This window comes from Roseibium sp. HPY-6 (assembly GCF_040530035.1).
Lineage (GTDB): Bacteria > Pseudomonadota > Alphaproteobacteria > Rhizobiales > Stappiaceae > Roseibium.
In genome coordinates this window covers 1,831,504-1,844,352 of record NZ_JBEWCD010000002.1, presented here as the reverse complement: position 1 = coordinate 1,844,352, position 12,849 = coordinate 1,831,504, and the positions used below count along the sequence as shown (strand labels likewise).

11 protein-coding genes are annotated in these 12,849 nt (G+C 57.0%); 2 read left to right on the top strand and 9 right to left on the bottom strand.

Annotated features, from left to right (window positions below):
- Positions 1-13 precede the first annotated feature (13 nt).
- From ABVF61_RS19775 to ABVF61_RS19755, 5 genes are all read right to left on the bottom strand, one after another.
- Positions 14-1,639, bottom strand: a complete 1,626-nt coding sequence (locus ABVF61_RS19775) for an ABC transporter ATP-binding protein (protein ID WP_353995247.1) — start codon at positions 1,637-1,639, stop codon at positions 14-16.
- 10 nt (positions 1,640-1,649) lie between these two features.
- Entirely contained in the window at positions 1,650-2,774 is a 1,125-nt protein-coding gene (locus tag ABVF61_RS19770) for an ABC transporter permease subunit (protein ID WP_353995246.1), read from the bottom strand.
- Between the two features lie 13 nt (positions 2,775-2,787).
- Complete coding sequence (oppB, locus tag ABVF61_RS19765) at positions 2,788-3,711, bottom strand: oligopeptide ABC transporter permease OppB (RefSeq protein WP_353995245.1); 924 nt, start codon at positions 3,709-3,711, stop codon at positions 2,788-2,790.
- 90 nt (positions 3,712-3,801) lie between these two features.
- Positions 3,802-5,388 carry a peptide ABC transporter substrate-binding protein gene (locus ABVF61_RS19760; RefSeq protein ID WP_353995244.1) on the bottom strand — a complete coding sequence of 529 codons (1,587 nt, stop codon included), beginning with the start codon at positions 5,386-5,388 and terminating at the stop codon, positions 3,802-3,804.
- 222 nt (positions 5,389-5,610) lie between these two features.
- Positions 5,611-6,159 carry a BA14K family protein gene (locus ABVF61_RS19755; RefSeq protein WP_353995243.1) on the bottom strand — a complete coding sequence of 183 codons (549 nt, stop codon included), beginning with the start codon at positions 6,157-6,159 and terminating at the stop codon, positions 5,611-5,613.
- Positions 6,160-6,375: 216 nt separating this feature from the next.
- Between ABVF61_RS19755 and ABVF61_RS19750 the strand changes: the two genes are divergently transcribed.
- The gene (locus ABVF61_RS19750) at positions 6,376-8,187 is read left to right on the top strand and encodes an ATP-binding cassette domain-containing protein (protein WP_353996462.1); all 1,812 of its coding nucleotides are present in this window, start codon (positions 6,376-6,378) and stop codon (positions 8,185-8,187) included.
- A 562-nt stretch (positions 8,188-8,749) separates the two neighbouring features.
- On the opposite strand, the gene ABVF61_RS19745 is transcribed toward ABVF61_RS19750, so the two are convergent.
- The 4 genes from ABVF61_RS19745 to ABVF61_RS19730 form a co-directional block, all read right to left on the bottom strand.
- Positions 8,750-9,286, bottom strand: a complete 537-nt coding sequence (locus ABVF61_RS19745) for a GNAT family N-acetyltransferase (RefSeq protein ID WP_353995242.1) — start codon at positions 9,284-9,286, stop codon at positions 8,750-8,752.
- Positions 9,283-9,840 carry a helix-turn-helix domain-containing protein gene (locus ABVF61_RS19740; protein WP_353995241.1) on the bottom strand — a complete coding sequence of 186 codons (558 nt, stop codon included), beginning with the start codon at positions 9,838-9,840 and terminating at the stop codon, positions 9,283-9,285. Before ABVF61_RS19740 ends, ABVF61_RS19745 begins: the two co-directional genes overlap by 4 nt.
- A 510-nt stretch (positions 9,841-10,350) precedes the next feature.
- The gene (gene fabF / locus ABVF61_RS19735) at positions 10,351-11,613 is read right to left on the bottom strand and encodes a beta-ketoacyl-ACP synthase II (protein WP_353995240.1); all 1,263 of its coding nucleotides are present in this window, start codon (positions 11,611-11,613) and stop codon (positions 10,351-10,353) included.
- A gap of 97 nt (positions 11,614-11,710) precedes the next feature.
- Complete coding sequence (locus ABVF61_RS19730) at positions 11,711-12,148, bottom strand: MarR family winged helix-turn-helix transcriptional regulator (protein ID WP_353995239.1); 438 nt, start codon at positions 12,146-12,148, stop codon at positions 11,711-11,713.
- Positions 12,149-12,271: 123 nt separating this feature from the next.
- Between ABVF61_RS19730 and ABVF61_RS19725 the strand changes: the two genes are divergently transcribed.
- A complete protein-coding gene (locus ABVF61_RS19725; protein ID WP_353995238.1) occupies positions 12,272-12,835 on the top strand; it encodes an HdeD family acid-resistance protein in 564 nt (187 codons plus the stop codon).
- Positions 12,836-12,849 lie beyond the last annotated feature (14 nt).

Below are 12,849 nucleotides of genomic sequence, written 5' to 3'. Positions count from 1 at the left end.
CGTGTCGCCGGTATCAGGCCGTCTCCATCATCTGCTGCTGCGTCAGCATCGCAGCACCAATAAGTTCCCGCGTATAATCCTGTTTGGGCGCTTCGAAAATGGCGTCCGCCGTTCCGGCTTCAACGACCTTTCCATGTTGCATGACCATGACCGTGTCGGAAAGCGCCCGAACAACGGCAAGGTCATGGGAAATGAAGAGATAAGTCAGATCATTGGCCGTCTGCAGATTACGCAGAAGCTCGACAACCTGTTTCTGGATCGTGCGGTCCAAAGCCGACGTCGGCTCGTCCAACACGACCAGTTCCGGTTTCAGAACCATCGTCCGTGCAATCGCGATGCGTTGCCGCTGGCCGCCTGAAAATTCATGCGGATACCGGTTTCGCATCACCGGATCGAGGGACACCTCTTCCAAGGCCTGGCAGGCACGGAGGTCCCTGTCCTTGGCGGAAAGAGAGGGTTCATGCACCAGCAGGCCCTCTGAAATGATCTGCCCAACGGTCATTCTCGGACTGAGCGAACCGAATGGATCCTGAAAGATCAGCTGCATGTCCTTCCGAAGGGCGCGCATGGCCGTGCGATCCAGCCCGGAAATCTGCTGGCCGTGAAACACGACCCTTCCACCGGCGGGTAGCAGATTGAGAATGGCGCGTCCAAGCGTGGACTTTCCGGACCCGCTCTCTCCCACGATCCCGAGCGTCTGCCCCTTGCGCAGGGAGAAGCTGATATTGTCGACGGCACGGAGCACGTGTTTGGGCTGCAGAAACCCGGATTCCAGCTCAAACTCGACCTCCACTCTCTGGGCTTCAAGGAGCACGGGAGTGCTTTCCGGCACGGGTGGTTTGTGCCCGGTCGGTTCCGCGTCGAGTAGCATCTTGGTGTAGGGATGTTCGGGCTGCGTGAAGATCCTGGCGGTTTCACCGCTTTCCACCACCTCCCCCGTTTTCATCACATAAACTCGGTCCGAGATCCGGCGGACGATCCCAAGGTCGTGCGTGATGAAGATCACCGCCATCCCGAGGCGTTTTTGCAGATCCCGAAGAAGATCCAGGATCTGCGCCTGCGTTGTCACATCGAGCGCAGTGGTCGGCTCGTCGGCAATCAGCACATCCGGATCGTTGGCAAGCGCCATGGCGATCATCACGCGTTGCCGCTGGCCACCGGACATTTCATAGGGGTACGCCTTGATCTTGCGTTCCGGTTCGGGAATGTTCACCAGCTTCAGGAGATCAAGTGCCTTGGCCTTGGCTGCTTTCCAGCTTAACCCGCCGTGAACCACCATGGGTTCGGCAAGCTGACGGCCGATCGTATAAAGCGGGTCGAGCGACGTCATCGGCTCCTGGAAAATCATCGTGATCTTCTTGCCGCGAATGTCATTCAACTTGCTGATCGGCAAACCCAGGATATTGCGATCTTCGTAAACCACCTCGCCTTCCGTTCGGCCGTTGGACGCAAGAAGTCCCATCGCCGCCATCATGGTCTGGCTCTTGCCCGAACCGCTCTCGCCGACAATGGCAACCGTTTCGCCCGCTTCGACATGAATGTCGACGCCGCGCACGGCATTCACCGTGCCGGTGGCCGTTGCGAAATCGACTTTGAGATCCCGAATGGAGAGGACTGTCTTGTTGTTTTCTTTTGTCATGGTCGTCTCCTCACCGGTCCTTCGGATCCAGCGCGTCGCGCAAGCCGTCGCCGATAAAGTTCAGCGCGAACAGGGTCGATGTCAGAAAGATCGAGGGGAAGATGAGCATCCAGGCAGCGCCCTGAAGGTTCCGGGCTCCTTCGGAAATCAGCACGCCCCAACTAGTCATCGGCTCCTGAATGCCAAGACCCAGGAAGGACAGGAAGCTTTCAAGGAGGATGACCTTCGGCACGAGCAGGGTCATGTAGACAACCACCGGTCCGAGGGTGTTGGGTATGATGTGCCGGCGCAGAATACCGCCATCCGCGACACCCATGGCTTCGGCGGCCTGCACATATTCCTGACGTTTGATGCTGAGCGTCTGGCCCCGCACGATACGCGCCATATCCAGCCATTCCACGGCCCCGACAGCAATGAACATCAAAATGAAGTTCCGTCCGAAAAAGACCACCAGCATGATGACGAAGAAAATGAAGGGCAGCGAATAGAGTATATCGACAACACGCATCATCATCTGGTCGACGCGACCACCCAGATAGCCTGAGGTTGCGCCATATATCACACCGATCGAGATCGCGACGACGGTTGCCAGCAGTCCGATCGTCAGCGAGACGCGCCCGGCGATAAATGTCCGGGTCATCATGTCCCGGCCATTGGCATCGGTGCCGAAGTAGAAATGCATGAAATTGATGTCGGCACGAATGGTGGCTGATTTCCCGTCTGCGGAAAGATCGGTCAGTTCCGCATTCTTGAAGAGATTGCTGCGGTCGAAATAGCGGTTGGAACGCGGGTCGATTTCGCGTTTGGAGGTCACGCTGGCAATAATCGTGTCCCCGTCCCGCTCGTAGGTATCCACCGTCATGCGCGCTCGTTTGGCAACAGACATAAATGCGGGTTCGACCTGCTCAGGACGTGGATACGCTTCAAGACTTGCGGGAACCCTTACGTAATCCCGGTAGACCGTATCGAACTGGTGAGGCGACAAGGCTGGACCGAGGATGGACAGGAGCGTAATTGCGACCAGCACGAACATGCTGGCGACAGCCGCCCTGTTGGCCAGCAAGCGATCTCTTGCGTCATCCCAAAGAGACCGGCCCCGTGCAGGCGCTTCGTTGTTTGAAACAGTGAGTGTCATTGGCCGCTCCTCCTCAATCGTAGCGCACGCGCGGATCGAGAAGCGCATAAAGCAGATCCACGATGAGGTTGAACAGAATGACGAAGCAGGCGACCACAACCACGGTGCCCATCACAAGCGTATAGTCACGATTGAGCGCACCCTGGACGAAATATCGGCCAATACCGGGAATGCCGAAAATGGTCTCGATCACCACCGAGCCGGTCAAAAGGGCCGCCGCTGCGGGCCCAAGATAGGAGACAACCGGCAGGATCGCACCCCTGAGCGCATGTACGACGACGACCATGTAGCCGGTAAGACCATAGGCCCGTGCAGTGCGAACGTGGTTTGACCGGAGTGCTTCGATCATGGATCCGCGCGTAAGGCGGGCAACCACGGCGATTTGAGGCAACGCCAGCGTGACCACCGGTAAAATGACATTGACGAATGCGCCGCCGTTCCAACCACCCACGGGCAGCCAGCCGAGCCAGACGCCGAGTATGAGCGTAAGTATGGGCGCGACGACGAAATTGGGTATCGTAACACCAAGCGTTGCAGCCGCCATGACGGAGTAATCCGTTGCACGGTTCTGTCTCAACGCTGCGATGACCCCGAGCGTTCCGCCAACCACGAGTGCCAGGCACAATGCGGTCAGTCCGAGCTGGATGGAAATGGGCAGGCTCTGGGCGAACAACTCATTGATCGAAAAATCGCGGAAATAGAAGCTTGGTCCGAAATCCAGCTGAACGATGCTCTTCAGATAGAGCAGGTACTGGTTCCAGAGCGGCTCGTCGAGATGGTAGATCTTGTTCAGATTCTCCATCACCTTGGCTTCCAGCGGGCGCTCCAAGTCAAACGGACCACCGGGCGCGATCCGGATCAGGAAGAACGAGATTGTGACGATCAGGAAGAGGGTCGGGATTGCACTTAGCAATCGACCGAGCACATAGCGGTGCATAGGTTCTGCCCCTGTTGTTGTGCCGGCGGTCTTTTTTATGCCGCCTTGCAAAAACCGGCAGGGAATGCCCTGCCGGTTCTTTTGTTCAGGTTACTCGGAAATGCTCATGAATCGGGTCGGATGAACGTTGAGGAGATTGTCCTCAAATCCTGACACCTTGTCGGAGACCATGTTCATGGAGCCGTAGTACATGAGCGGAATGAACGGCAGGTCGCGCATGAACATTTCTTCCGCCTGCTTCAGGATGCCGGCACGCTTTTCCAGATCGACGGTTGCAGCCGCCTCATCCATCAATGCGTCATATTCCGGGTTCTCGTAGCGTGCATAGTTGAAACCGGTGTTGTCGCTTTCAACCATGAAAAGGAAGTTCTGCGGGTCGGAATAGTCACCAATCCAGCCGGCACGGGCCACGTCGAAATCCTGGCGGTCGCGCAGCATTGCGTAGTGGGTCTTGGTATCTGTGTTGACCATGGCGACTTCAACGCCGAGAGGCTTCCACATATCTGCAATCGCAACGGCCGTGTTTTTGTGGTTCTCGGACGTGTTGTAGTTGATGGTCAGCTTGACCGGGTTGCCCGGACCGAAGCCTGCCTTTTCCAGAAGTTCCATCGCCTTTTCTTCGCGATCGATCTGGGACATATCCATGTAGTCGGCGAAGGCCGGCTCACCGTAGTTTCCGATGCCCGGCGGCACGAAAGAGTATCCGGCGACCATCGTCGAGCCCCAGATTTCATCCGCAAGGAACTCTCGGTCGATCGCCATGGAGAGTGCCTGGCGGACGTCGGGGTTGCTGAGCGTTTCGTCTTCGTGGTTCAGGGCGTAGTAGTAGGTGCCCAGATACGGCGCGACCCGGAACTGATCACCCAGGTTTTCCTGCATGAAGGCAACCTGTTCGGTCGGGGCGTCGTTGTTTGTGTGCAGCTCACCGGCCTGGAAACGGCGAAGCGCAGCTCCGCGATCTTCCGTCGGATAGAAATAGACGGTGTCAATCTGAACGTTCTCGGCATCGTGGAAATTCGGATTTTTGACCGTTTTCACGTGCGCGTTCGGAATGAACTCTGCCAGCGTGTAAGCACCGTTGGTGACGATGTTCTCGGGCTTGACGAAATCGGTGCCGTGCGCCTCGACAGTCGCAGGATGCACCGGCAAGCCGGTCTGGTGCGTCAGCTGTTCGATGAAGTAAGGGGTTGGCGATTCAAGCGTGATTTCAAGTGTGAGATCGTCCAGAGCCTTCACACCAATTTCCTCGGGTGCGAGTTCGCCCTTGTTGACCTTCTCCGCGTTCTTGATCGGATACAGAATGTTGGCGTATTTCGCACCGGTTTCCGGCGTCATGATGCGCTGCAGGGAATAGACAAAGTCGCCCGCAACGACCGGATCGCCATTCGACCACTTGGCATCGTCGCGCAGATTGAACGTGTAGACCATGCCGTCTTCTGCGACGTTCCAGTCTTTGGCAACGCCCGGAATGACCTGACCCGCGGCATCGTAGGCAACAAGACCTTCGTAAAGATCACGCAGGATGTGCGCTTCATAGGTGGTCGATGTCTTGTGCTGATCCAGGGTCTCCGGATCGGCAGTGTTGCCACGGTGGTAAACCACTTCTGCAAAGGCGGTCAGTGAAGTCGCTGCCATCAAAGCAGCCGCAAGCGCTGTCACACGCATGGACTTGAACATATCGCTCTCCCCTCTTGGGTTATAGTTGAAGCTTTGGAAACGATAGTGGACAAGATTCCACGCTCTTTGCGCGCAATCAAGCATCCCCTAACGGCATATTTCACCGATCGCCGCAAAAAGGCGATGTTTTTGCACTTTTTGCGATCAGGCAGGAAAAAATTTCTCCGATTCTCCAAAAGCGCCGTTTAATTCGTTAAACGGGCACGAAATAAAATTACAATCTTAGCGGCAAAAACGATACTTTCCGCTATAGGCCAGATACGTGCCTGTGTTCGGGTTAAACGATTTGAACTTCCTCGAGCAATAAGCGACCCATTGCGGGGTAAAGGGCGCCAGACCGGTCTTTGTATAGGGAACGCGCTGCGGTTGCCCGACATAGGCTCCCCGGGGTGCCACATAACGCCCTCGCGGCGCGATATAGAGCGGCGGCCTGACATATCGGCGCGGGGCAACATAAACACGCGATCGGTAGGGATAGGCGCGTCTGTCATAGGGATGGTAATAGTATGGCGGACCATAGGGACGGAACGGCGGACCGGCAAAGCCGCCACGATAGCCGCCGTAGAAGACACCCCCCCGATAACCACGTGTCCCGAATGCGAAACCAACGCCGCCTGTGCCGACATAAAACGAGTCCGCCTTGGCGGTACCTGGCAGCGAAACACCCGTCAGCGCGGTACCGGCGATACCAAGGACAATCGCAAGTCCGATGGACCGCAGTCTCCTGACGATTTTCCCGGAAAAATCGGGACCCTTGATCAGATCAAACATCTAAAGTCTCCTTCCGGCTTTTCAGCCGGTGATATGACGACAGGCCCCTGACCACGAGACAAGCATAGCGCAATTCCCGGCAAAAATCCGGTGCCTTACGATCAAAAATCCAGAACACCTTATTCCCGCCCGCTTTCGAACCCGGTTTGCGGCTTGCGCGGACCCGGCTTGATGAGTAAACCAAGCGCCGATCTTTCGACCATCAGACAGGCTGTCATGGCTCCGCCCCTTCTTACGCTCAAAGACGTCAACCTGACCTTCGGAGGCACACCGCTACTGACCGGTGCTGAACTGTCCGTTTCCGAAGGCGACCGGATCTGTCTGGTCGGCAGAAACGGCTCGGGTAAGTCGACGCTTTTGAAGATCGCCGCCGGTCAGGTCGAAATGGACACGGGAGAGCGTTTCTTTCAGCCCGGACGAACCGTTCGGTATCTCCCGCAGGATCCGGACCTGTCGATGTATGGATCTACGATCGATTACGTGAACGAGGGTCTGACCGAGGGCGACGATCCCTATCGCGGCGCGTATCTCCTTGAGGTGCTCGGGCTCACCGGCAAGGAAGATCCAAAAGCGCTCTCCGGCGGTGAAGCGCGGCGTGCAGCACTTGCGCGCACACTCGCACCCGAACCGGACATCCTGCTTCTGGACGAACCGACCAACCACCTGGATCTGCCGGCGATCGAGTGGCTGGAAACAGAACTGAAAAGCCTGAAATCCGCGCTCGTGCTGATCTCGCATGACCGCCGCTTTCTGGAAAATCTCTCGCGCGCCACGGTCTGGATAGACCGCGGTGTCTCCCGTCGCATGGACAAGGGTTTCAGCCATTTCGAAGCCTGGCGGGACGAGGTGTTCGAACAGGAGGAGATCGACCAGCAAAAGCTGGCTCAGAAGATCAAGCGGGAAGAGCACTGGATGACCTATGGCGTCACCGCACGGCGCAAGCGCAACATGCGCCGGGTGCGTGAGCTTGCCGAACTCAGAAAACAGAAGCGCGAGCATCGCGGCCCGCAGGGCACGGCAAAACTGAACGCAAGTGACGGGGATGTTTCTGGAAAGCTTGTCATCGAGGCCAAGGAAATTTCAAAGACCTTTGGCGACCGCGTCATCGTGAAGGACTTCTCCTCGCGTATCCAGCGCGGCGACCGGGTCGGCTTTGTCGGACCGAACGGCGCGGGAAAAACCACACTCTTGAAGATGCTGACAGGTGAGCTTGCTCCCGACACGGGCACAAACCGGCTGGGTACGAACCTTGAGATGGTCACGCTCGATCAGAAACGTGAAAAACTCGACTTGACCGACACATTGTCCTCGGTGCTCACCGGCGGACGTGGCGACACTGTTGTGCTGGGTGACGAGACCAAGCATGTGATGTCCTACATGAAGGATTTCCTGTTTTCGCCAGAACAGGCCCGTACACCTGTTGGCGTCCTGTCGGGTGGTGAGCGTGCCCGCGCCATGCTGGCGCGCGCGCTCGCCAACAAATCCAACATGATGGTGCTTGACGAGCCGACCAACGATCTTGATCTCGAAACGCTCGACCTTCTGCAGGAGCTGCTTGCCGACTACAAGGGCACTGCCTTGATCGTTTCGCACGACCGCGACTTTCTCGACCGCGTCGCAACCTCGGTGATCGTTTCAGAAGGGGATGGTCTGTGGCGTGAATATGCCGGAGGTTACACCGATATGCTTGCTCAGCGCGGGGAAGGTGTCACCGTGCGCAAAGTTGAAAAAGCTGCGCCGCCAAAACGGGAAAAACAGAGTCCTTCAAACGGTTCGGCGGAAACTTCTAAAGCAAAATCGAAACTGACCTTTACGCAGCAGCATCTTTTGAAGACCCTGCCCGACACGATCGAGCAACTTGAAGCAAAGCTCGAAAAGCTTCAAAGCGAAATGAACGACCCGCAGCTCTACGCAAAGAACCCGGACCGTTTTTCCAAGCTCTCGCAACAGATCACTGACCTGACAGCGGAAAAGGATGCTGCAGAGGAGCAGTGGCTGGAACTGGAAATGCTTGCAGAAGAAAGCTGAGGAGCGCTTTTGCGGCGCATAAATCATTGACGATCCGCGCCTCCAATTTCTCACGCAATCATAAGTTTTGTTGTTATACGCATAGTGTATCGAACTAAGAATCAATGCGTGTAACTGGTTGGACGAGATGAGAAAAACGCCATGTTTCCTGAAACCTGTTTTGGTTGTGCTGTTCAGCGCCTCCTTGATTAGCTGCCAGTCGAGTAGTCAGAGCGGAAGTTCGCCGGAGAGCGGAAATTCGTCGGCGAACACTAGCTCAAAAATTTCATTTTCAGATGAGGCTTGCGAAAAAGCTAAAAAGTCGTGGGATTACAACACCGCAAGCGGTCGTTCGATAGCGAGCATAACGTGTTCCGGCAAAACCTACCCGAACTATAAATCCTACAGTGAGGCTGCTTGGCGCGAACACACACGCCAAAGACAGTGCAAACTGGATACCGGAAAGTTCTGTGAGGACTGAGATTCTCGAGTTTGAGCATATGGATCCCCGATCAAGTCGGGGATGACGATATCTGGCAAGCCGTGACAGTCTGTCCTGAAGGACAGGCAGCGACCAGCTCTCTCACCTCAGGTCCTTGTAAAACACTGTGGTCGCGTCAAGTGTGCCGTGGCTGCCATAAGCATAGTCCGGGATGATGCCGACTTTCCGGTAGCCGCAAGTCGGATAAAGCTGTTCGGCGCGGTCGCCGGTGACGGTGTCTAGCACCAGCAACCATCGGTCTCGAGACATCGCTAGATGGTCGATTGCGCGCATCAGCTTTCGGGCAATTCCCTTGCGGCGATGGTTGGGATGCACCATCAGCTTTGCGACATCTGCGCGGTGCCGGCCATTATCCTGCGGTGCAAGGACGAGCATGACCACTCCGACGATTTCGTCGTCTTGCCGAGCGATCACGACAAACGATGAACCTGCTTCGACCGCGGGCAATTGTGCTGACCAGAAGTCTTCCGCTCTTTCTTGCGACAGGGGCAGAATGAATCCAATCCCGGCGCCTTCTTCGACGCATGCCTTGAGAAGGCCGCCAAGAGCGGTCAGCGATGCCTGAACCTCATCAGGCGACAGGAGATAGAGAGGGGGGTCAGGCCGAAACTCTGTCATGGTGTTATCACCGTCAGAAGGTAGCGCGCGGGACCCGGCCCCGGCGCATGGTAGGCGTTGGCCGCGTTCAGCCTGAAACGCAGGCAATCGCCCGGCTGAAGTTCGTAGCGTGCTTCACCGATCGTCATTTCCAGTTTTCCCTCAAGCAGCACGAGATGGTGCTCCAGATCCGGCAGCGGCGGCAAGGCATAGGAAATCGTCTCGCCGGCCGGCAGTTCGCCTTCGATCACACTGCCCCGGAAACCGTTTGTTGCAGGTGAAACGCTGCGGCGGCGAAAGCCGGTTGCCGGGTCCTGCCAGACGGACTGATCGTTGCGCGCCATTCTGGCGTCGAGTGTCGGGGCGCTGAAGCCGAAGAGGTCGGCCATCGATATTTCAAACGCCCGCGCCAATTGACCGAGGACGACCGCAGTCGGGCTGGTATCGCCCCGTTCAATGCGCGACAGTGTCGCCCGGCTGACACCGGACTTCTCGGCGAGCAACTCCAACGGCCAATCCCGTGCCTTGCGCAAAGTCGCAATTCGCTGGCCGATATCCTGGTCCATGTCATTCATTGCATTTTCCCTAAAATGAGACTTTTCTCATATATGGGAACAACGAAAATTCCAAGCCCCAATAAACACACCTTTCAGCAAACACCGCCCTGTCTCAATTCAGGAACTCCTTGGCTGAACCGAGGAGCCAGCAGTTTAAGACCAGCGTCGCATCAGGTTCTACGCGGTTTCACCATCGTCATCCCGGACGCAGCGCGAGCGGAGATCCGGGACCGGTGAGGCACCGTGCCGGTTGTCTGGTGAAAAAAATGAACGCTTCTAGCTCCCCGATCCCGGCTCACGCTGCGCTCGGCCGGGATGACGGTGGTTAGATCTCACCAGGATAGCGCCAGGGAAACTCGAGGGAATTCTTAGGCATCAAGATCCCGGGAAAGCCGAAGGTTGCGGGCAAGACTTTGACGTTACCCGAATATGGCCGAAGCAATGCACGTGAAACGCACCTGCCACGGCCCCATGAACACGTCTGAGGATCAGGCAGGTGCACTCATTCAATCAGAGACAGCGAGAGCCCTATACGCGTGAAAAGACTGCGCTGGCGTTCACGCCGCCAAAGCCGAAGCCGTTTGTAAGGACGTGGTCGACCTGCCGGTCGATTGACTTGCCGGGAACCATCTCGAACCTTGTCATGGCCTCGTCGGGCGCTTCGAGATTGCGGGAGGGCGGAAGCTGCCCGCTCGTCAGCGCCATGACGCAGGCCACCGCTTCGACAGCCCCTGCTGCACCCAGGAGATGTCCGAACATCGATTTAGATGAGGAAACCGCCAGATCCTTGCCCCTTCCCTCAAACAGCCTCGTCAGCGCAGCGATTTCGGCGGCATCGCCCACCGGGGTCGAGGTGGAATGCGCATTGACGTAACCGATATCGGCCGGTGTCAGGTCAGCGGATGACAAGGCGTGACGCATGGCCCGCAATCCACCTTCTCCATCGGGCGAAGAAGCGGTGACGTGAAATGCATCGGCCGTCGTTCCATAGCCCTTGAGTTCCGCTAGAATGTTAGCTCCGCGTGCCTTCGCGTGCTCCATTTCCTCCAGAACGAGAATGCCTGAGCCTTCGCCCATGATGAAGCCGTCGCGATCCTGATCGAACGGGCGCGATGCATGCGCAGGGTCGTCATTGCGTTTAGACGACATGGCCTTTGCCGCACAAAAGCCGGCGTAAGAAACCTTGTCGATACAGGCCTCGGTGCCGCCCGCCACCATGACATCGGCTTCGCCGCTGCGGATCAGCCTGGTGGCATCGCCCAGAGCCTGAAGGCTGGCGGCACAGGCTGTGACCGGTGCGCCGATGGGACCTTTCAGGCCGAAGCGGATCGACACCTGACCAGCGGCAAGATTTGCGAGAAACGATGGCACCAGAAAAGGTGACGCCCGGCGCGGTCCCTTTTCGTCAACTAGACGGGTACCTGCGGTCATCGCGGGGAAGCCCCCGACACCGGTCGCGATGATCGTACCGGTGCGTTCCTTTTGTTCATCTGTTTCCGGCGCCCAGCCGGATCGCGCGAGGGCTTCCTGTGCTGCTGCCATCGCGAAATGGATGAACCGGTCCGAGCGTCTTTGCTCGCGCGGCTCCATAACCGCGTCGACATCAAAGCCGTGCTCGTCTTCGTCCTTGGAAGGCACTTCGCCAGCGATCTGGCAGGCAAGGTCGCTCGGATCGAAATGGCTTATCCGGCGAATACCGTTTGCGCCCGCCGTCACACGGTTCCAAAATGCATCAAGCCCTGTTCCCACCGGTGAGACAATTCCCATTCCTGTTACGACTACCCGACGCATATTGTCCTCATTTTGCTATTGCCAGTTTTGCCCTGTCACGAATTTCGTGTTCAAGCGGTGCTCAAGGCGCTTGAGAAGTTGATTCAAGTCGCCTGTTTCAAAGTTTCGAAAGTCTTTGTAACGCGTTGATTGTTTTCAAAAACTCTTCACTACCCAGATGTGTCTCAACGTCGTTTTGCGCCTTCCGCCAAAGCGGCAACGCCTTCTCCAGAAGAGCTTCGCCCTCTCCGGTCAAAGCGTATCGCTTGCTTCTTGCGTCTCGCGCCTGTGCCGAAACGACAAGGCCTTTGCGTTCCACCAGCGCGATGTTACGGACCAGTGTTGTCCGGTCCATGGACAGCCGACCGGCAAGTTCGCTCGTGCTCGCGTTTCGAGCCTGGCGTATGGCGACAAGCACGGAAAACTGCCCGGCGGTCATTCCGATCGGGCGGGCAAGGCGATCATAATGGCGGCTCACGGCGCGTGCGGCCTTTCGTGCGTTGTTGAGCACGCACAGTGAAAAATCGTCTTCTTCCATAATTCCCTTTGTGTGCATATACACATCACTTGTCAAGATAACTGCTGTTTCGCAGCTAACCTTACGAAATGTCATCAATATTTTGCGATTTTGCGCGAAGCGGTTACGGTGCCGAAGCAACCGGAACGTGAGGAGGTCAAAATGGCAGATGCGCTTCAGGCTGTGGAAGACATGAAGGCGAAAATCCAGGAGAACTGGGGCTGGTTTCTGGCCCTCGGCGTCGCGCTGGTGATTGGAGGTATCATCCTCATCGCCGCACCTCTTGCAACATCCATCGCCGTAACGATTCTGATCGCGGCCGTTCTGTTCATCGGTGGTCTCGTCCAGATCTACAATGCCTTCAAGACGAAGGGGACCTCCAGTTTCCTGTGGAACCTGATCACCGGGATCGTTGCCGTGATCGGTGGCATCCTGATTTATGTGAACCCCATCGTAGGCGCTTTCACGCTGACTTTGCTCCTGGCGGCCATCTTCGCTGCACAGGGCATCAGCCAGATCCTGCTTGCCTTCAAGCTCAAGCCGCATGAAGGCTGGGTGTGGGTACTCATCGCCGGAGTGGTTTCACTCGCTGCCGGGATCATGATCTGGATGGATCTGCCCGGATCGGCGTCCTGGGCGCTTGGTCTGATTGCCGGTGTTTCGGTTCTCGTCAACGGCTGGAGCTACATTGCAATCGCCCTTGCGGCGCGCGCGTCCAAAGGCTGACTGGCGAGCAGTCA